This is a genomic window from Bacteroides sp. 14(A) (assembly GCF_000526555.1).
GTDB classification, from domain to species: Bacteria; Bacteroidota; Bacteroidia; order Bacteroidales; family Bacteroidaceae; genus Bacteroides; species Bacteroides cellulosilyticus.
In genome coordinates this window covers 522289-544788 of sequence record NZ_JAGH01000002.1, presented here as the reverse complement: position 1 = coordinate 544788, position 22500 = coordinate 522289, and the positions used below count along the sequence as shown (strand labels likewise).

Here is a 22500-nt window from a genome sequence, read left to right as displayed (position 1 = left end):
CTCAGGTCTCTTCTCTTTGTTTATAATGAAAGTACCGACTGTACGTCTACGTCTTTGTTGAATAAGTCTATTCCGTGCAACTCCTTCAGTTCTATGATGAAGTTTACATATATTTTCTTCGGATTCATCTTTTGTACTAGTTTGCAGGCAGCCTCCATTGTTCCGCCTGTGGCGAGCAGGTCGTCATGTAGCAAAACTACGTCGTTCTCGTTGAGGGCATCCTTATGTATCTGAATGGTGTCTTTGCCATATTCTTTATCGTAGCTTTCCTCAATGGTTTCTGCAGGAAGCTTTCCGGGCTTGCGGATAGGAATGAAACCTGCACCCAAGCGGGTGGCGAGAATAGGTCCCATAATGAAGCCTCTCGATTCAATGCCTACCACTTTCGTGATACCTTTGTCCTTGTACATTTCATACAATGTATCTGAAAGTTCCTGGAGTCTTGCAGGATCTTTAAACAATGTAGTTACATCGTAGAATAGAATTCCCGGAATAGGGAAATCAGGAATTTCCCGAATGCTTTTTGCAAGAGTTTCTTTGCTCATAATCAGTATTTTTAATGCGTTTATTGAATTCTTTGTTTCACGTGGAACGTGTTCGCTTTATCTGCCCGAAAGCACCAGTAATACGTTTATATCGCTTGGTGATACGCCCGGAATCCGGCTTGCCTGAGCTATCGTTTCCGGATCAATCTTCACTAGCTTCTGTCTTGCTTCGGTGGATAGGGATTGAATGGCATTATAATCAAACTTCCCTTTTATTTTGATGCTTTCCAGACGAGCCAGTTTATCTGCAATCATTCGTTCACGTCCAATGTATCCTTCATACTTAATCAGGATTTCAGCTGCCTCAATTATTTCTTCTTTTCTTTCAGTAACTTTATCCAGCTCCCGGCGGAAAGCGCTGACATGCTCCGCCATGTTTTCAAGCGTAACTTGCGGACGGTTTATAAGGTCGATCAATTTGCATCCTTGGCGAAGGGGAGTGGTACCCAATTGCTCCAATACCGGATTGATTAATGCCGGTTTCATCGAATAGTTGCGAGTGAATTCTATGATACTATTGATCGAGTCACGCTTCCGTTTCAGTAACTCATAACGGTCGCTCTTTACGAGTCCGAGTTTCCATGCCTTTTCGGTAAGACGCATATCTGCATCGTCCATACGTAGCAGGATGCGATATTCGGCGCGCGAAGTAAACATACGATAAGGTTCATCCACGCCTTTGGTTACCAAATCATCGATTAATACGCCGATATATGCTTCGTCTCGTGCAAGGGTAAATGGTTCACCGCCGTGACAGTTTATATGTGCGTTGATTCCGGCAATGATTCCTTGTCCGGCTGCTTCTTCATATCCGGTGGTCCCGTTTACCTGCCCTGCAAAGAATAGATTTTTAATTTTCTTCGTTTCCAACGTATGTTTTAGTTGGGTAGGGTCAAAGTAGTCATACTCGATAGCGTATCCGGGACGATAAATCACCAGATCTTTGAATGCGGGAACCTTTTTCAGCGCTTCTATCTGTATATTCATCGGGAGTGATGAAGAGAAGCCATTTAAATAAAGTTCCTGAGTTGTTTCTCCTTCCGGTTCCAGAAAAAGCTGGTGTTGCTCCTTATCGGGGAAAGTAACTATTTTAGTTTCGATGCTGGGACAGTAACGTGGACCGATACTCTGAATCTGTCCGTTGAAAAGGGGAGAATCCGGCAACCCTTCACGTAATACACGGTGTACTTCCTCGTTCGTGAAGCAAGTCCAGCATGGGAGTTGTTTTAAGTGGCGTACACTGGTATCCAGGAATGAGAATTTATGAAAGTCACATTCTCCATCCTGCGTTTCCATGTATTCATAGTGCACACTCCGTCCGTCTATGCGAACAGGCGTACCGGTTTTCATGCGTCCGTATTCAATGCCATGTCTTGCGATGGATTCGGTTAATTCGTAAGATGCAGGTTCTGCCATACGTCCTCCGGCAAGTTTGGTACGTCCTACGTGCATTAATCCGTTCAGGAAAGTGCCGGCGGTCAGTACGATACACTTTGCACGGAAGGTTACATCGAGTAAAGTGGTTAAGCCTACCACTTCTCCGTTTTCAACGAGAATTTCACGTACTGTATCTTGCCAGATATGCAAGTTGGGAGTATTTTCTAAGATTTCACGCCATGCCCAGATGAACTTATTGCGGTCACATTGTGCACGGGGGCTCCACATTGCGGGGCCTTTGGAACGGTTCAGGATACGGAACTGGATGGCGGTCTGATCGGTCACTAATCCCATATATCCACCTAAAGCATCTACTTCGCGTACAATTTGTCCTTTGGCAATACCGCCTACGGCAGGGTTACAACTCATTTGTCCTATCTTATTCATGTCCATGGTGATAAGACAGGTTTTTGAACCCAGATTTGCCGCAGCAGCTGCGGCCTCACAACCGGCATGTCCGGCGCCAATCACGATAACGTCGTATTTAAACTCCATTCATTCAATGTCTTTAAAACAGTGCAAAGTTACGAAAAAAACTACTACTCATCCAGTTTTTCTTTTTCTTATCATTGTTTAAGGGATGGTTAGTGGCTTGTGAAATCTTTATTTCTGACGGGTTATGAATTAATTCACCACAGAGTAACACAGAGTTTAATCAATTTGAAATCACAAGAATAGAACTCCGTGAAACTCTGTGTTACTCTGTGGTGAAAACTCATTACTAATACATTTTTGAGAGAAATGCTCTTTCAGTCTTTCAGCCCTCCCGAGCTCCCTGTTCATCGACATTCTGGCTGAAACTTCAGCCTGCTTGTTGTTTCAGGTATCTTTCAGCCGGAACACCGATGAACAGGGAGCTCGGGGAAAACTGAAAGAAGAAAAAGAATTTTTTATGACTTAGTAATGCTTAAAAAATAACTTGATATAAATGGACGTTCTATTTCTCCAATTGGGAAAAAATAAATAGGGGGATAAACGATCATTTATGTACCAAACTGTTTTATGAAGAATGATCAAATTCTCTTTGAAGAATATTTGACCTGAAAACTGAACTCTACAGAAACTATACATTTATAGGAGAATAATCCTTGGAAAGGGTTACATACCGCCGTCTATGCGGGGGAAAAAGCTAAAAATGCCGGATTACGGATCTATACGGTATCTACGTTAAATACGGGATATCTTATTGTGTTATAGCAAGTTGATCTGTAGAAATGAAGTTTTGGGCGTGAGGGTAGGGAACTTACCCTCACGCCCAAAATTTACTCTCACTCACACTTAATGTTTAGTCTATCAACCGCTTATTTCAAGAGTGAGAGTAGTGAGGGTAAATCACATCAACTTTTATTTAGCGCTCAGCTTTGATATATAAGTACCCGAAATGCCACACTTAAGTGTTTGAAATGCCGCATCTGAGTACCTTAAATGCCACACTTAAACACCTGGAATGCCATACTTCGCACTTCTTCAAGTGTGGCATTCCGGTTACCGAGATGTGGCATTTAAGGTACTCAGATGCGGCATTTGGAGAACTGTTTTTCGAGGATATAGGAGCATCTGTATTGGAAAGACTGAACGCTCTTATTTCATTCCGCTCTTTTAGCATCTATATATCGGTGGTATTGGATATATAGATACTGCATGCCCGATATATAGATGCGACATGTTCGATATATAGATGCTGCGCGTCCGATGTATATAGCTAATATCCAGAATATGAGTTGAATTTCTGTTGGTTATGTTTTGTGCACTTTTGTAGGGTTATGAATTAGTTTTCACCACAGAGTACCACAGAGTTTCACAGAGTTTAATCAATTTGAAATCAAAAGAATAGAACTCCGTGAAACTCTGTGTTACTCTGTGGTGAAAACTCATTACTAATACAAAAAAGAGTTTTTTCTATCTGCCGCCATCGTATTCCGCAAATAATTTGATATATTTGGAAACTTAAAATCTGGATGGTCAACTTATAGTCTGAATACGGTTTATGGAACAGCAACATCAATCTTTATCGGAACAACAGATAAAGGCGCAGCAGAAGACTTCGGGGAAACAGGCGGAACAGCCGCAATGTTGTCCTAATTGCGGGACACCTTGTCACAGTGGTGATAAATTCTGTGAAGAATGTGGCATGGCGCTTAAAGGAACTTCATGTATGCGTTGTAACTCTCCTGTTCAGCCTAATTGGGAAATATGCCCTCATTGCGGACAAGGGCTTCATGCAGAATTGTGCTCATTCTGCGGTGCCTCGATGGAAGCGGATGATTTCTTCTGTCCTGATTGTGGCAATCCTCGCACAGGGATTATCTGTCCTGACTGCAATACCCTTAATTTCCGCAGTTTTTGCCGAAAATGTAATCGTCCCCTGAATGAGATGGCAATGCAGGAAATGCAGAAGGCGAAGAAAGAGCCCGTCTTTCAGGAAATGCTGGCATTGGCGCAGGAACTTGCTGATTTGGAAGAACAAATACTGAATACTGTCTCTGAAGAAATTCCGGTAGGGGAACCGGAACTGCCCCCTGTAGAATTGAGTGAAGCCGATAAGAAACTGATACAACAATATAAAGATCTCTTTTCAGGAAGCGGTTCTCTTGAAGGAATGCAGGTTGCCAGACCTGAACCGAAAGTGGAGGAACCTGTTCAAACTCGTCCGAAGATACAACTGAATGTGAAGAAGGTAGATCTTGACGAAGCAAAGCAATCTTATAAAGAGAAACTGGAAGAGATGAAGTTACTGATGGAGAAACTTCGTCCGGAAGGAGATATGACGCCACAGATGCAGCGGAATTACTATTCGGCAAGGAAATTGCCTGTTTTGCGGAAATCCGTAACAAAAGCGCCTGTTTGCTGGATATGTAACCTCTGCGGTTGCCACCATAGTCACCCAAGTGAGTGTGCCCAGCCGGAACTGGGGGGTACTTGGGTATATGAAGATGTGGTGACTGTTACAAAAACCTTTGAGTATCAGGATGATTGATCCTTCAGGGTGCCTTGCCGGATTGGCTAATCTTAAAACTATATAGAATTATGAGCGACTTGAGAGACAGTGATAAAACACTGCGTCCCGGTAGTGCGGACGGTGATAAAACTTTGCGCCCTGCCCTGAAAGCCGAGAAAACCCTTCGCCCTGGTGAAGAAGAAAAAACTCTTCGCCCGGAAGATGATAGTAAGAAGACCTTGCGCCCTGGTGTAGCTAACATTGACAAAACTCTGCATCCCGGTGGAATGGAGGATAAGACGTTGCGTCCGGTTTCGTCAGATGATGCGACCTTACGTGCCGAACAGCAAAAGGCGATTGAGGCTATCACTCGCCAGCATGATACGGAATATCTTATTAAAGGGCTGAATTACAGGGTTATAAAGGTAATCTCGGATGGAACGGGAGAAGCTCAGATCTTTCTGGTGGAAAATAAGGGAAAGCAGTACGTACTAAAACTCTATTATGTTGGTATTGAGCCGCCTCCTAATCATCAGATACTTGAAATTATAAGACAAACTCCGCGCTCGGGATTATTAGTGGATATCATAGATCATGGTCAGTGGGATAATCCGCGTGTTTCCGGTGAATTGAGGCATTATGAAGTAATGACTTACTGTAAAGGAGGCTCTTTGGATAAAATAAATCTGAAAGGAGACGAAAGAAGGCTTTGTGAAATTGCTAAACAAGCTGCTGCCGCCATTGATTTCTGCCATAAGCATGGGTTTATTCATCGGGATATAAAGCCGGGTAATTTCTTTTTTGCCGATGAGAATCAGAATCAGGTACTGCTGGGCGATTTTGGTATTTCGGTAAGATGCGATCAGAATGGAGTTGCCCGTACGGACCAGGCTCGTACCCGCATTTATGCAGCTCCCGAAATGTATTATACGGTTCCCGGTGAGAATCGGGTGGAGATTGACACGAAGAGCGATTTTTACTCTCTTGGTATGGTTTTGCTCTGTCTGTGGATGGGCGAGAAAGAGTTTAAAGAAAGAGAATTTGAACTGATGAAGCGTAAACGCACGGGGGATTTGCCTTTTCCTGCGGATTTATCGGGACGAACGCTGCAATTAATAAAAGCATTGACCGCACCTCAGCCGGAAAAACGTTGTGGATTTACCGAAATCGTTCGTTGGGCTCGGGGAGAGGATGTATTCAGTGATTTTGTCGGGCAGGAAAGTAAACGTCGTTTCAGTATTATTTTTAATGCCGGAAAGAATCAGATAGCACATTCACCCGAACAATTGGCTGATTTTATGCGACAGGATCAGAATCTTGCCATTAAATATCTCTATACCGGTAAGCTTACTAAATGGCTGAATGATAATCAGCGGCCGGAATTGGTTTCGGAAATCGAAGATATTGTGGAAAAGCGCTATCCGAAAGACCAGACTGCCGGGCTGTATGCCGCCTGTTATACGCTCAATGTGGATATGCCCTATTATGATGTCAAGGGACGCCCGCGGACTACCGCCGAAGAAATAGCGCAATCTCTCATTGAGAACTTCAACACTTACCAGACTACCTTGGCGAATGCGAACGATCCCCTGTTTCTCTTTTTTAATGCGCACGATCTGAAGCGGCTTACGGATAATGCAGCTCCCTTGTTTAATAAAAAAGGTCGCCAAAGGGAGGCTTTATGGCGTTTGATCTATGAACTTGATCCTTCACGTCCTTATGAATTGATCGATGAAAAGGGGAATTTGGGGCGTTGTAATACACCGGAAGAAGTTCTTCATTATGCTTATAATCATATGTTGAGTGCCGACTCGTGGAATGATTTGGCAGAAGAGTCTTTCCTGATATGGTTGGCAGGCCGTGATAAAGGATTGGTAGGGAAGATACGTACTCAATTGAAAGGCTTCAGTACATCGGATGCTGCGGTAACTTACGGTGTACTTTATAATTTGAGTCCTAAAGTTTCCTTCACCCTGCAAATGGACGAGACAGCAAATAATTATTATTTCACACATACTCAAATAGCCCAATTCATCAATCAACAGTTGATGGTTTACAAGAATACACCGAAGAATGATCCGGATCATGAATATGCCGATTATATTCTCGGTATGCTCTCAAGTCTGAAAGGTTCGCGGCTCTATTTCTATCTGAAGTCTAAGGGTGTGTATGAGGATAAGATTGAATGGATAAATTATTGCTTTGAACTGAAATCCAAAGATAATCTCCGGAAAGCAGGTCCTTACAACTGGATAATAGCTACTTTCAAGATGATCAAGGGATTGGGTGCTTTACCTTATTATTACTTCAAGGATAGTGATAAGAGTATAACCGATTTGGACGGATTGAGGTCCATTCCATCGAAAGAAGTTAAGGCAGAACTGGAGAGTGGATATTTGAGAGACTGGCTTACTACTTTCTTTCAGGAGAATCCGTTGAAGAATCTTTCTCCCAAATTCGCATACGAGCAGGAAACGGTGAAATATCTCGAATTCATCGAAAAAATAGATAGTAAAGATACAGATGTTTCCAATTTCCGTATTGCCACCAATTTTGTGAATAAGAACCTGCGGAAAGTGCGTTTGCGTTGTAGGACGCTAACGGTGATGCGTGTCTTGCTGGGAATACTGTGTTTCATTCCTATTTTGGCTTTTGCGGTTGCATTATGCTTCTACGGGCTTCCGTTTACAGAAAACCCGTTGTCCGGTTTCTCTGTCGGTTCCATTGTGACGATGGGTATCATCTTCGGTATTCTTATTTTTGTAACTTCTGATTTTGAGAATCTTATCGGAAGTGCTATTTTAGGTTTTATTGTGGGGGCAATTATCTACTATACAGTCTATTTTGTGCTGGATCTCATCATGCCTTATGCTCATTATGTACTGGCTGGACTTTTGCTCCTACTGGCTTATTATCTGATGAAAAGCTGTTATTTCAAGCTTCCGGTTGAGCGGAGGTTGCATGATCATTTGCTGAATCCCGGTTTTGAGGAAACAGGCTTGGAGCCATTGCATTTTGCTTTTAAGACGAGTGTGGGGACACACTTTGAGTCTTCTATTGGCGGTGAATCGGCACAATATGCTAAATATCTGAAAGATTGTATCCGTAAGTTTTCTTATCGTGCTGTACTTTCCATGGTGGTGGTAGGTTGGCTGGCCTATTTGTTTGTGCAATATACTCCGGCATTCGGACTGGATGCCTCCCGTTTTCTGCAAAACGATGGAAAGCTTAAAGAACTGGTAGGTACATGGGAGGGTACGTTTGAAGGGCGTAATGCTACGCTGAACATAACGACAGCAAACTCGGAAGGCTTGAAAGCTACCATACATGTGCAATATACGAATCTGACCAATGAAGCACTGACGGGCACTGTGAATACCGTTACGAATACTATCCATTTTGACGATGTATACAAGAACGGTACTCTCGACGGGCAGTATAACGGTACGTTCACCGGCGATGGAATGGATGCTTTTGAAGGTACTTATGAGAATTATACGACCAAAAAACAAGTGAACTTCAGTTTCAAAAAAGCGAAAGCAGATGTAGAGAACTGATAAATGAAGATGACTATGAATTGTCCGAAATGTAATAAGCCGAACCGTGAAAAGGCTGTTTTCTGCAAATGGTGTGGTACCAATGTGGTTACTAAAGCTACCGAACCGCTGCGTGAGTTGGTGGGGATGGAAACCGTCAAGAACCAGTTGCAGGATTTGGTAAATACTTGTGAGTCGCTCGCTTTGCGTGCACAGCGTAGTGGCATTTCCATTCGTCTGGGCATGGACATGATTATTACGGGAAATACCGGAACCGGTAAAACCAAACTGGCAGGAGTATTGCAAAAACTATTGTATTCCAGTGGTATTATCAAGAAGCCTGCCATGAAAGTAGTGGATGCAGTGGATTATGAGGAGTTTGCCAAAGAGTGGGAAAAGAATACCGCCGATCTGAAAGGGGGGATTCTTTGCATTGAAAATGTGCAGAAGCTTTTGCCTTCGGGTGCAGCCAATGATATCAATAAGCTTGATAAGCTGTTCAGCTGTATGGATAAGTGGAACAATGATCCGATAGTCATTCTTTCCGGGCTTTCATCGGCCTTTAAAGAGTTTCTGGTATCCAATCCTGATGTGCGCAATCGCTTTGAGTATTACTTCGATCTGAAAGATTTCAGTATGGAGGAACTGAAGCAGCTTTGTATCCATGAACTCAAAAAACGTTATGGGATTGCATTGAGTGAGGAAGCGGATGCTAAATTGGAACGTGTGTTTAAGAATGAGATGCGACAGAAATCAGATGATTTCGGGAATGGGCATTTGGCTGTGAAAAAAGCGGCTGATATCTTTGCCAATACTATCAAGCGCGATCCGAATGCATCGGTTGCCATTCCTGAGGATATTCCCGGTAAAGAGTTCCGGCAGAAGAGTTATGAGGAGATCATGGCAGAGCTGGATGAGTTTGTCGGTATTGATGAAATCAAGGCAACGGTGCAGAAAATCATTAATAAGATAGATTTTGAACGGGAACGGAAAGGTGCCGGAGCAAAGCGGGAGGTCAAAGATCATTTTCTGTTCCTTGGTAATCCGGGGACGGGGAAGACAACGATTGCCCGTATCTTTGCTGATATCCTGAATTCGCTGGAAGTGCTGCCCATCGGTCAGTTGGTGGAAGTTTCGCGAAAGGAGCTGGTTGCGGGATATGTAGGTCAGACGGCCTTGGCAGTGGAAAAATATGTGGATATGGCTATGGGCGGAGTACTGTTCATTGACGAAGCCTATACATTGAAGCAAGGTGATAATGACCAGTTCGGTCAGGAGGCAATTGATACGTTGCTGAAACTGGTAGAAGATCGTCGCGGGCAGTTTGTGGCTATTGCTGCCGGATATACAAAAGAGATGGGAGAATTTTTGAGTTCCAACTCGGGGATGGCCTCCCGTTTCAATGAAACGGTGACTTTCCGCGACTATAAAGCCGATGAATTGACGGAAATCTTCCGCCGACAGGTGAAGAAAGAGCATCTGACCCTGGATGAAGAGGCCGAGGCATTTATCCGTAATTACTTCTCGAAGATGTACCTGACCCGTACACGCAATTTCGGTAATGCCCGTGAGGTACGGAACGCAATGGATCGTGCAATCAAGAATCAGGGAGTCCGGTTGCTGGAACTGAAGGGTACACCGGATTATGATGCGTCTATGGTGCATGTACTGACGCGTGCCGATATTGAAGGTGAAGAAAGCAAAAATATCAAGAGTCTGGACGTTGTACTTGCTGAATTGAATGAATTCGTCGGTATGGACAGCGTAAAAGCAGAGATACGTGCGTTGGCGAACAAGATAGCCATGGACAAGGAAATGATGGAAATGGGTATTGCTGACGCTGAGGTGACTCCTGTACACATTGTGCTGACGGGTAATCCGGGGACAGGTAAGACCACCATCGCCTGTAAGTTGGGAGAGGTCTTTAAAGCCATCGGTCTGCTGCCTACCGATAAAGTCGTGGAAAAGGAGCGTAAACATCTGATAAGTACGTATCAGAATGAGACGGCCAAACTTGTGGATAAGGCTTGTGACGAAGCAATGGGCGGTATTCTTTTTATAGATGAAGCCTATGCTCTGATGCCTATCAGTGCGGGTGGAAGTAAGGATCAGACTGGAGTAGAAGCCGTGGAGGCACTAATGACCCGAATGGTGAAGGATGCCGGGAAATTTGTGGTTATCTGTGCCGGTTATCGCGCTGAAATGGAGGAATTTGTCAATAATGCCAATCCGGGCTTCCGACGCCGGTTTAGTAATTTTCTGCATATCGAGGACTACTCGGCAGACCAGTTGATTTGTATTTATCGTTCTCTTATCAGGAAGAAAGGGAATATACTGACACCGGATGCAGAAGAGATGCTGATTAAGTTAGTCGATGAAATGGTGACATCGAAAGATGAGAACTTTGGAAATGCAGGGGAAATGGTGAAACTCTTTGAGAAAACCAAAGCCCGCCGTGCCAATCGGCTGGCACAATTACATGCCGGAGGACAGACCTTGACTCGCGAAATGTACCTGACCATCGAGGCGGAGGATATTCCGTATGATCCGCCAAAGATGATCGATGAAGAAGAGTGTATGGCTGAATTGAACCAATTGATCGGATTATCCAGCGTGAAACGTGAAGTGAAGGAGATTGCCGATTATATCAAAGTGGAGCGTGCTAAGGCGGAAGCTATGGGTAAGAAATTCCAGGGTGTAGTGGATCACTATCTCTTTGTCGGTAATCCGGGAACGGGAAAGACTACTGTGGCGCGTATCATGGGAAATATTTTCTACTCATTGGGTGTATTGCCCAGCAATCGTTTGTTGGAAGTAACCCGTAAGGATTTGGTAGAAGGCTATGTGGGGCAGACTGCCACTAAAACGGCACGGGTTGTAAAGCGTGCGGTGGGTGGTGTATTCTTTATTGACGAAGCTTATTCACTGATGGGCGATAACTTCGGGCAGGAGGCTACGAATACCATTTTGCCGATGTTGCTTGATTATAAGGGGAAAATGGTTTGCATTGCTGCCGGGTATCCGCGTGAGATCCGCCAATGGATTGATACGAATTCCGGTTTGGAATCCCGCTTTACCAAGGTGATTCATTTTGAGGACTATAATCCCGATGAATTGGCGCAAATTTTTAGGATGAAGGTGAAAAAGGATAAGCTTACACTGACTCCTGAAGCAGAAAATGCCATGCGTGTTTACTTCACGGATTTATATAATCGTCGTGAACGTAATTTTGCCAATGCCCGTGAAGTGAATAATTATTTCGATCGGGTGAAAAAGAATCAGAGTTCCCGTCTTCGTCACGAAATGGAGCGTCCTGGCTTTAATCCGGCAAGTTACAGTATATTGTTGCCTGAGGATATGGGATAATTGAATCACTAATCGTTAATTACTAAAGAAATGAGTACATTAGTCAACTGCCCTAAATGCAGAGTTGAAATAGAAAGTGATAGTTACTATTGCGATCAATGTGGTGTTGAACTGTATATTTGCCCTCAATGCCATGTGTTTGGAAAGGGGAAACGATGCACGCAATGCGGTCAGCCGTTAGTATCCGCTGCAAATCAAGTGGTGTCACCTGTGCATCCTTCGACTTCTTCCGTGAATTCCTCGGCTTCTTCTGTGAGTCCGGCTTCCTCTAAAGCTGTTGCACCGAAACCTTCCAGGCCTGTCCACGTATGCCCGGCTTCCTCTGAGCCTGAAAAGACAATGCGTCCGGGAGTATCCGTACCTCCACTTCCTGTACGTTTGGTTTGTTCTGCCGCAGGCATTCGTTTAGGTTTGGGAAATGGTGCGGTGATTGGGCGTAGAAAGGGTGATTATGTATCTGCATTCGCTTCTCAGGGATATGTTTCCGGTACCCATGCCCGCTTACAGAAGAGCACCTCCGGACAATGGGAAATAGTGGATCTGGATTCTACCAATGGTACGTTTGTAAACGGTAACCGTCTTTCGCCGAATGTACCTGCGGTGTTTAGCATCGGAGATATCGTTCGTATAGCCAATCTTGATTTTAAGGTTGAATAGATTTGGATGGAATAGAGATAATTTTAATCGTAGGTTGTAATCATTAAATCGCAAAATTACCTTATGTTATTATTGAAATGTCAGCTTGCCAGTGATATGGGGTGCATACGTACCAATAATGAAGACATGATACTTTTCAATGGAGGACTTTATCGTGACGAAACATACGAACAGAAGTTTGAACTCATTCCTCAGGCTCGATTTACGGCTTTTGTAGCGGATGGTATGGGCGGACACGAAGGTGGAGAATTTGCCAGTGAGTTGGCTACCCAGGCATTCGACCGTTTTATTACCGATCTTCCTTCCGATCTTTCCCATGAGGTACTGTCCGGCGAGATAAAGAATTGGGTGAATGAAACTCATGCTCTGATAACAAACAAGGGTGTTGAACTTCCTCAATACGAGGGAATGGGAACCACTTTTGTAGGCATGTTCAGTTATGAAGAGCGCATCTATATGGTGAATATTGGAGACAGTCGCCTGTATCGTTATCGTGGCGGTATTCTGAAACAACTTTCGTCGGACCATTCTATGCGGGAGCTGACCGGAGATATGACTACTCCATCCAACGTAATATATAACTCTTTGGGTGCCGGAACATCTGCTTTTGCCGATTTCACCGAATTAACCGGTCAATTATTGGATGAAGATCTCTTTTTGATTTGTTCCGATGGTTTAAGTGATATGCTTACAGATGATCAGATTGAAGAAGTTCTTCATCAAGAACCTACTGCAATCAATCTGATAGAAGCTGCAAAGGCGGCAGGTGGTAGAGATAATGTGAGTGTTGTGCTTCTGCGGGTAACAGAATAGAAAGAGGTAGCGGATCAAATGAACCATGTAGGTTTGTGAGTCAGCTTTTTTTGAAATATATATTGCTATTTCTTTATATTTTTATTTTCTTTGCTGTCAGATAACCGAATATTTTAAAGTGAAGATGCAGTTTCCATTTATCTATCTGATCGTTTTCTGTTTACTCGTGATTCTTTTTCTGGTCTGGTATATTCAGCGGACAAAGCAGCGGAAGAAGTTTCTCGAACAGGAGCATAAATACGATCAGGCTTTATTGGAAGTACATGCGATAGAGACTGAGTATTATATTTCTTTATTGAGGGATAAACAAGAAGAAACTCAAAAACTGCTTTCTCAGAAAGAAAATGAAATCAGAAAATTGGCCGATGAAAAGGCGCAATTATGCAATGTGATCTTTAAAGAGACATCCATTTATAAAACAATAGAACGGCTTAGTCGTCAGGACAAGACTAAAAACAAACAGGATTTACGTATTTTATTGGAAAATGAGCAGAAGAAACTTCGTTCTACTATTATGGAGATATACAAGGACTATATAGAGTATCTGCACCAAACCTATCCTAAATATACGGAAGATGATTGTCTATTTTCATGCCTCTCAATTTGTGGGTTAGATGATTTTACCATTGCTCTTTGCTTTGGGAATGTCAATAAGCAAATTGTGGCTCAAAGGAGGCATCGGATAAAATTGAAGGTTGCTAATTAGCCTGCTTTTTGAAGATTGTTATTACTTCTCTTTGTAAGTAAGTGATAAATAGCTAATTGTGAAAATTAGATGTTATCACTTATATTCTCTTTTTATGCTTTTATGTCACTAACTTTGTCACATTACGAATCGGGATAAATGTGAAAGGCATATGGGTGAACGCATTACTATTAGTTTTTATCCGGCGGAAAAGCCTAAGAGGAAAAAAGGATTTTTTGCTCGCTTATTCGAATGCATAAAAAGATGGATTAAGAGACTTCTGAGTTTTAGTTAACATATTTAATAACTTCTTCAAAACGCATTATTATGGATACAAATTTATTGTCGATGTCGCAGCAATTCTCCGGGCTGCCAATGGAAAGCTTAATCGGAGGTCCTTTGAATGCAGCCGCTAAGGCGAATTCTGCAATGGCTCTTACGCAAACAAGGTTTATGTTGGATACTTGTTTCAACATGGCGAAGGAGGATAAAGATGGGAAAACAATTCCGCCCCAGTATGAGCCTATCATGATTGATATGATTCTTACTAGAAGTGTTATTTTAGAGGATAAAGATGGAAAGGTTTCTGTTACCCCTGCTTCTACAAAATTCACTTTGCCTCTTTTGACTATTCTGCCAATTAATTCATTAGCTGTGGAAACTGTGGATATTAATTTTGAAATGGAAGTAAAATCCAGTTTCTCTGAAGACGATAACAAAACATCTGAAAGCGCAAGTTCAGGTTCCGGTAGCTTTGAAACTAAATTGGGTTGGGGACCGCTATCTGTATCTATAAAAGGATCAGCCAGTTATTCTTCAAAGGATTCTGCTACTCATAATACACATTATGAAAAGAGCAATTCTGCCAAATATACGGTAAATGTACATGCTGGTCAGCTGCCGCTTCCTAAAGGAGTAAATACTATAATTGAAGCATTTACGCAAGCAATTCAGCCTATAGAATTGACGCCTGCGAAGACACCTGAAGGAGGAAATACTGGAAATGGAAATGCTGGAGGAGATACAACAACTTAATGATAAAATTCCAGCTTTCGGAGAAATCTAATATTAAGTAGAAATAAACGATTATGTCTGAAAACGAGCAAGGTACATTCAAACCTCAATTTGGGGCAGAACTTAACATTGAATCAATCATTGGCGCACCTTTGGTGGCGGCCTCGAAAGCCAATGTTATGATGCTGACCGGGCAGGCTCAGTTCTTGCTTGATTATTGCTTCACAAAAGAGGAGGGAAGCAACTTGCGACAACCTCTTATGATAGAGATGGTACTGAGTCAGCCGGTTGTTGATCATACGAAACAACCCACTGATCCAGGATACATCTCTATCAACAAAATGGCTTTTCAGGTTCCTTTACTGTGCTTATTGCCTTTAAATTCTCTTGCAATAGATAAGATCAATGTGGACTTTGATCTGGAAATCACATCGGTGGGTTCTTATGATTATAAATCGCAAGTAAATGCGGGTGTGCAGCTTGTAGAGAAGAAGGCGGTTCTGAATGGAAGAATTGCTCCAGCCAAACAGGAATATAAGAAAAACTTCCGTGAACAATATGATAGTACTTTGTCGAGCCGTCTTAAAGTGAATATACATGCGGGCAGATTACCTTTGCCTAAAGGAGTATTGACTTTACTTGATTTGTATACAAAATCGATACAGCCCATACAAAAGATAGATAAACAGTCGGAAAAAGAAGAATAGAAGTATGATAGATCAATATATCCCATGTCCGGTATGTAGGACTCAAATACCCATTGATTTGCATTTGCTAATTCAAGGTGTGCAATTCTCATGCCCTAATTGTCAAGCGGCGATTGGGTTGGCGTCGGAAAGTCGCTCAGTAGTGAGTGAGGCGGTCGACAACTTTGAAAAGTTGAAGAAGATGGCACCTCAGAAAAAGTAAAATAGCATAATGTCGAATCATAAAACTCATCGATATGATTAGCTTTAAATTGTTTGTAGAGGCTATCCATCATGCCATTGTAAGTGCCAGCGACTCACTGATGGATAAGAATGAAGGTTTGCTGGATAAGTATTTTGAAAAGCCTGTTGGCGGGGAGGGGAAAAATAAAGGGGCATTGGTTCCGAAGATAGTGCAACTTGAATATCCTGCTTTGGATGATACCGGAGCAGTTACTACTACAACAGTTCAGGTCCCTTTAATCACATTGGTACCTGTTACGGCTTCTAAAATAGAGAAGGCTACTGTTACGGCAGAATTTGCCTTGGAAGTTATAAACGATGAACTACAGATCAGCTTCCCTAATAAAAAAATATCAGAAAATGCTACGGTGGGAAAATTGGAGATTGTTATTTCGCCACAAGAATTAACGGATGGGTTGGAATTGATTATCGAGGGATATGCAAATGCTTTGAAACGACAGATAACCTGACAGAAAAGGAGCTTTTCTTGAGAATTAAGTCTTTGCAAGGTGTTAACCTCTTGTTTTTATAATTTCCCATCTCCTTTATTTTTTGCTATTGGATCTCACAAATTGGTATGTTTTTCTCGTGTATCTTTCTATCTTAGCGAATAAATGGAAAGATTATTGCATTTATTGAGTCAATTGCGTTATTCTGAAAATAAATTTGTAGCTAACTTTGCTTCCAAACATTAAATAGAGTTACATACCATGAAAAAATTATTCATCTCGTTATTTTTAGTAACGTTTTTTATTTTGGAGAGTTCGGCTCAATGGAAACCGGCCGGAGATAGAATAAAGACAAAGTGGGCAGAACAGATCAATCCTTCCGATGTATTGCCCGAGTATCCAAGGCCCATCATGCAGCGTAATGACTGGAAAAACCTGAATGGTTTGTGGGATTATGCTATTATTGATAAAGGTGGACGTATTCCAACGGATTTTGAAGGCCAAATTCTCGTACCTTTTGCTGTAGAATCGTCTTTGTCCGGAGTAGGAAAAAGAGTGAACGAAAATCAGGAAGTAATCTATCAGCGGAGCTTTGAGATACCTTCAGCCTGGAGAGGAAAACAGGTTTTGCTACATTTTGGTGCCGTTGACTGGAAAACCGATGTATGGGTGAACGATATTAAGGTTGGAAGTCATACCGGAGGATTTACTCCATTCTCCTTTGATATAACTCCTGCTTTGTCGGCTAAAGGTAACAACCGTCTGGTTGTAAAGGTTTGGGACCCTACGGACAGAGGCCCTCAACCACGTGGTAAGCAAGTCAGCAGACCGGAAGGTATCTGGTACACTCCTGTAACAGGTATCTGGCAAACTGTATGGCTGGAACCTGTTGCTGGTAAACATATTGAGAATCTTCGTATTACTCCTGATATTGACCGTCATCTGTTAACGGTAAAAGCTGAACTGAACACCAACAGCACATCAGACTTCGTGGAGGTGAATGTGTATGATGGTAATCAATTAATTGCTGCCGGTAAGAGTATTAATGGGGAACCTGTAGAAGTGGCAATGCCTGAAAATGCAAAACTGTGGAGCCCTGATTCTCCTTTTCTCTATACTTTGAAAGTTACTTTAAAAGAGGGGAATAAGATTGTGGATAAGGTGGATAGCTATGCGGCCATGCGTAAATATTCCACTCGCAGGGATGCCAATGGTATCGTACGTTTGGAACTGAATAATGAAGCGCTGTTCCAGTTTGGCCCGCTTGATCAAGGTTGGTGGCCTGACGGTCTGTATACGGCTCCTACGGATGAAGCTTTACTGTACGACATTCAGAAGACAAAAGATTTTGGTTATAATATGATCCGTAAACATATTAAAGTAGAGCCTGCCCGTTGGTATACATATTGCGACCAGCTTGGAATTATTGTGTGGCAAGACATGCCGAGTGGTGACCGCAACCCGCAATGGCAGAACCGGAAGTACTTTGATGGTACGGAAATGAAGCGTTCAGCCGAATCAGAAGCTTATTATCGCAAAGAATGGAAAGAAATAATGGACTGTCTGTATTCTTATCCTTGCATTGGTACCTGGGTGCCATTTAATGAGGCTTGGGGACAGTTTAAGACCGTTGAAATTGCTGAATGGACGAAACGATATGATCCGACCCGTTTGGTGAATCCAGCAAGTGGCGGTAACCATTATACTTGTGGTGATATGCTTGACCTGCATAATTATCCGGCACCTGAGATGTACTTGTATGATGCTCAGCGTGCAACTGTTTTGGGTGAATACGGTGGCATCGGTCTTGTTCTGAAGGATCATATCTGGGAGCCGAACCGTAACTGGGGTTATGTTCAGTTTAATTCTTCCAAAGAAGCTACGGATGAATATGTGAAGTATGCCGATATGCTGTATAAGATGGTAGACAGAGGATTCTCCGCAGCTGTCTATACGCAGACTACTGACGTGGAAGTGGAAGTGAATGGCCTGATGACCTATGACCGTAAGGTTATTAAACTGGATGAAAAGCGTGCTAAAGAAATAAATACACGTATCTGTAATTCGTTGAAAAAGTAATCTTCCGGGAAGGAGGAGGTTATGAACCGAACGATTATAAAGCTTTTCTTTTATTTGTGCATATTGACGGCGTTGCCGTCATATGCACAAAATGCTGTTCATTACTATTTTAAGACAATGGACATCCGGAACGGTCTCTCACAAAATACGGTATATCAGATTTTGCAGGACAGGAAAGGCTTTATGTGGTTTGGGACTAAAGACGGCCTGAACCGTTATGATGGTCTATCTTACCGCGTATACAAAAAGGAAAATTCCGGTTTAGGCAAGAATTTCATTACTGCACTTTATGAAGACCATGAAGGGAATATCTGGATAGGGACGGATGGGGGAGTCTTTATCTATAATCCGGTGCTTGATTCTTTCACAGCTTTCAATCAGACAAGTGATAAAGGAACTGTCATTAAAGACTTCGTAACCATGATTGGAAGCGATGAATACGATAATATTTGGATATCGGTGGAGAATCAGGGCTTGTTTTGCTACAACCATGAGAAAAGGTTACGGAATTATCTGCATGATTCGGGCATGTCCAATGTAGCTCGTTTCTGGCTTAACGAAAGTACCTGCTGGTTGGCTTTGTATGCTGACAATCTTTACTACACAAAGGATAATTTTGAAAGTCCGCTACAACCTTTTAAGGATGCAGATGGCAATGAGATATTTAAAGGAGATATCATTAACTGGCATGTCAGTGGGCCGCACAATTGCGTTTATATAGCTTCGGTTAACGGATTGACTGAGATAAACTTTACCACCGGCAAAACTCGCAGATTGTTGAACGCTTATGTACGCGTATTGCAATTCAAATCCGATGATGAGCTGTGGGTAGGTACGGAATCTGGTCTGTATATATACAATCTGGCAAATGATAAGGTGACACATCTGTCGGTTCCTGATCAGGATGATTCTTATGCATTGTCGGATAACGCCATTTATTCACTGTGCCGTGACAAGGAAAATGGTATGTGGATAGGTTCATATTTCGGTGGTGTGAACTATTATCCATATCAATGGACTTATTTTGAGAAATTCTATCCAAGAGATGATCTCAGGCACTTCGGGCGTCGGGTACGAGAAATATGCGAAAGCAATGACGGTACGTTGTGGATAGGTACCGAAGATAAGGGATTATTCAATTATGACCCTGCAAACGGTAAAATAGTGCCTTTTGATCATCCTGCCATTTACAAAAATGTTCATGCACTTTGTCTGGATGGAGATGATCTATGGGTGGGCACTTTTTCCGGTGGGTTAAATCGGGTGAATTTGCATACCAGGCAAGTGAAGCATTATTCCAGAGGTAAAACTCAGAACTCTATGTCCGCTAATGATGCTTTTACCATTTGCAAAACCACTACAGGCGATGTCTGGATCGGTACAACGGCCGGTCTGCTGAAATACAACCGCTCTTCTGACGACTTTACACGCATTGCTGAACTGAAGAGCATGTTCACTTATGATATATTGGAGGATTTCAACGGCAATCTCTGGTTTGCTACTTTCTCCAATGGAGTCTTTTGCTATAATGTCCGAAGTCAGAAGTGGAAAAATTACCTGTCGAATGAAAAAGACTCTGCTTCGCTCTCTTACAATAAGGTGATCAGTATCTATGAAGACAGCAGAAAATGTCTGTGGTTTATGACCTTGGGTGAGGGCTTCTGCCGTTATAATCCGGAGACGGATAACTTCACCCGCTATGATATGTCGAAAGGTTTTCCAAGTAATACTATCTATAAGATGGTGGAGGATAAGCGGGGAAATCTCTGGCTTACAACTAATAACGGTCTTGTCTGCTTCAATCCGGAGACAGAGAGCAAGCATGTCTATACCACGGCCAACGGATTGTTGAGCAATCAGTTTAATTTCCAGTCCGGATATTGTGACAGAAAAGGACGTATTTACCTGGGCAGTATCAATGGGTTTATAGCTTTTGACCCAGAAACTTTTGTAGAGAACACTTTTCTTCCTCCGGTGGTCATTACTGATTTTTACTTGTTCAACAAGCGGTTATCAGTGGATAGTCCGGATTCTCCTATGGAGAAGAGCATTACTTATTCAGATGAAATAGAGCTTGATGCCAATCAGAATTCCTTTTCTCTTCAGGTGGCTGCCTTAAGTTATCAGGCTCCCGAGATGAATCGGTTAGAGTATAAGCTGGAGGGTTTTAACAGTGAATGGTATACGGTAGGCAGGAACTCCATGATCAATTACTCCAATCTGCCTTACGGAAGTTATACGTTGCGTATAAAGGGATCTAATAGCGACGGTAAATGGAATGAAGCGCAACGTGTGCTTAAAATACGTATTCGACCTCCTTTTTACTTGTCTACCTGGGCCTATGTCGTTTATGTACTATTGGCTTTATGTTCTCTGGTTGCCGTTATTTTCTATTTTAGGAGAAGGACCCAACAGAAGCATCAGCAGACCATGGAGAAGTTTGAGCGTGAGAAGGAGAGGGAACTGTACACGGCTAAAATAGATTTCTTCACGAATGTAGCTCATGAGATACGTACGCCGCTTACACTCATAAAGAGTCCGCTTGAGAATGTGTTGTCGTCCAAATCGGTATCCGATGAAATCAGGGATGATTTGGAGATAATGGACCTGAATACAAATCGGCTGCTCGATTTGGTCAATCAGTTGCTCGATTTCAGAAAAACGGAGACGCAAGGATTCCAACTGAATTTTGTGGAATGTGATGTGTCGGATATCCTGCAAAAGACGTGTAAACGTTTTAGACTTTCGGCACGTCAGAAAGAATTGGAATTTGTTATTGACTCTCCCGAAACGGTGTATGCTTCGGTCGATAAGGAAGGCTTGACCAAGATTATCAGTAATCTGCTTTCCAATGCCATCAAGTATTCTGAAACTTATATCCGCGTTAGGCTGTATGTGGAAGAAGATAAACTGTTGTTTTCGGTTTGTAATGACGGTCCTGTTGTTCCGGCAAAAATGCGTGAAGAGATTTTTAAGCCGTTCATCCAGTATAAGGAGGGAGTCTTGAGCTCTGTATCCGGTACCGGTATTGGGTTGGCATTAGCCCGTTTGCTTGCCGAACTGCATGAAGGTGCATTATACATGGAAGATTCCATGGAATGTAATTGTTTCCTGTTGTCACTTCCGTTGAAGCATGTACAAACTGTTACAATAGAACGAAAAGAACCGGTAATGAATGAAGAATTATCCGGAGAAGGAGAACCGGAAACCGGTCGTAAACAATGCCGGTATACCCTGTTGGTTGTAGAAGATAGTTTGGAGATGCGGTTGTTTGTGACTAAACAATTGTCATCGGAATATCAGGTGCTGACAGCCGTCAATGGTATAGAAGCGTTGAAAGTGTTGGGAGAACATACGGTCAATCTGGTTATTTCTGATATTATGATGCCCGAGATGGATGGATTGGAACTGTGTGAACATCTGAAGTCGGAGCTCGATTATAGTCATATTCCCATTATATTATTGACAGCTAAAACCACCCTTCAGGCAAAAATAGAAGGTATGAGGCTTGGTGCGGACGTTTACATAGAAAAACCGTTCTCTGTGGAATACCTGAGAGTATGTGTGTCTAACTTGTTGAGTAACCGCGAGAAGTTGCGGGTTTCTTTTGCTCATTCTCCTTTTGTACAAGCTAACAGTATGGCGATGACTAAAGCAGACGAAACCTTTCTTAAAACATTGAAAGAAGTAGTTGTGGCCAATATGCAAAATCCTGAATTCTGTCTTGATGATATGGCGAGCCTGCTGAATATGAGCCGTTCGAGCCTGAACCGGAAAATAAAAGGGATATTGGATTTGACCCCGAATGATTACATTCGTCTGGAACGTCTGAAGAAGGCGGCACAGCTGTTGCAGGAAGGAGAATGTAAGATCAATGAAGTGTGTTACATGACTGGGTTCAATACCCCTTCTTACTTCACAAAATGCTTCCAGAAGCAGTTTGGAGTTCTGCCTAAGGACTTTATAAAGTGACAACAGGGGCGATTGGTACTATTTTCGCATTGTTTGGATAAATATTTATACTCTATATCTCAATATTTTGCTATTTTTGG

Annotated in this window: 13 protein-coding genes; 11 read left to right on the top strand and 2 right to left on the bottom strand. The window is 42.5% G+C overall.

From position 1 onward, the window contains the following. Positions 1 to 20: 20 nt before the first annotated feature. Positions 21 to 545, bottom strand: coding sequence for an adenine phosphoribosyltransferase (locus tag K429_RS0109790; protein WP_007211188.1), 525 nt, complete (start codon positions 543 to 545; stop codon positions 21 to 23). 57 nt (positions 546 to 602) lie between these two features. Next, complete coding sequence (mnmG, locus tag K429_RS0109785) at positions 603 to 2477, bottom strand: tRNA uridine-5-carboxymethylaminomethyl(34) synthesis enzyme MnmG (protein ID WP_007211187.1); 1875 nt, start codon at positions 2475 to 2477, stop codon at positions 603 to 605. Positions 2478 to 3969: 1492 nt separating this feature from the next. Between mnmG and K429_RS29835 the strand changes: the two genes are divergently transcribed. The 11 genes from K429_RS29835 (at position 3970) to K429_RS0109710 (ending at position 22420) form a co-directional block, all read left to right on the top strand. Further along, positions 3970 to 4959, top strand: a complete 990-nt coding sequence (locus K429_RS29835; protein WP_026366774.1) for a zinc ribbon domain-containing protein — start codon at positions 3970 to 3972, stop codon at positions 4957 to 4959. 50 nt (positions 4960 to 5009) lie between these two features. Further along, positions 5010 to 8477: a protein kinase gene (locus tag K429_RS0109765; protein WP_026366773.1), complete on the top strand. Its 3468-nt coding sequence runs from the start codon at positions 5010 to 5012 to the stop codon at positions 8475 to 8477. 15 nt (positions 8478 to 8492) lie between these two features. Further along, entirely contained in the window at positions 8493 to 11822 is a 3330-nt protein-coding gene (locus tag K429_RS0109760) for an AAA family ATPase (protein WP_231501837.1), read from the top strand. A gap of 30 nt (positions 11823 to 11852) precedes the next feature. Then, positions 11853 to 12479 (top strand): FHA domain-containing protein, encoded by a 627-nt coding sequence (locus K429_RS29830; RefSeq protein WP_081750859.1) that lies wholly within the window; start codon positions 11853 to 11855, stop codon positions 12477 to 12479. A 63-nt stretch (positions 12480 to 12542) separates the two neighbouring features. Next, entirely contained in the window at positions 12543 to 13292 is a 750-nt protein-coding gene (locus K429_RS0109745) for a PP2C family serine/threonine-protein phosphatase (RefSeq protein WP_007216636.1), read from the top strand. Positions 13293 to 13416: 124 nt separating this feature from the next. Next, the gene (locus K429_RS0109740) at positions 13417 to 13998 is read left to right on the top strand and encodes a hypothetical protein (RefSeq protein ID WP_007211176.1); all 582 of its coding nucleotides are present in this window, start codon (positions 13417 to 13419) and stop codon (positions 13996 to 13998) included. A gap of 306 nt (positions 13999 to 14304) precedes the next feature. Then, complete coding sequence (locus tag K429_RS0109735) at positions 14305 to 15012, top strand: DUF2589 domain-containing protein (protein WP_026366769.1); 708 nt, start codon at positions 14305 to 14307, stop codon at positions 15010 to 15012. Between the two features lie 53 nt (positions 15013 to 15065). Next, complete coding sequence (locus K429_RS0109730) at positions 15066 to 15698, top strand: DUF2589 domain-containing protein (protein ID WP_026366768.1); 633 nt, start codon at positions 15066 to 15068, stop codon at positions 15696 to 15698. Positions 15699 to 15934: 236 nt separating this feature from the next. Then, entirely contained in the window at positions 15935 to 16390 is a 456-nt protein-coding gene (locus K429_RS0109720; RefSeq protein WP_026366767.1) for a DUF2589 domain-containing protein, read from the top strand. A 240-nt stretch (positions 16391 to 16630) separates the two neighbouring features. After that, on the top strand, positions 16631 to 18448 hold the full coding sequence (locus K429_RS0109715) for a glycoside hydrolase family 2 protein (protein WP_026366766.1): 1818 nt from the start codon (positions 16631 to 16633) through the stop codon (positions 18446 to 18448). A 21-nt stretch (positions 18449 to 18469) separates the two neighbouring features. Then, positions 18470 to 22420, top strand: a complete 3951-nt coding sequence (locus K429_RS0109710; RefSeq protein ID WP_026366765.1) for a two-component regulator propeller domain-containing protein — start codon at positions 18470 to 18472, stop codon at positions 22418 to 22420. Positions 22421 to 22500 lie beyond the last annotated feature (80 nt).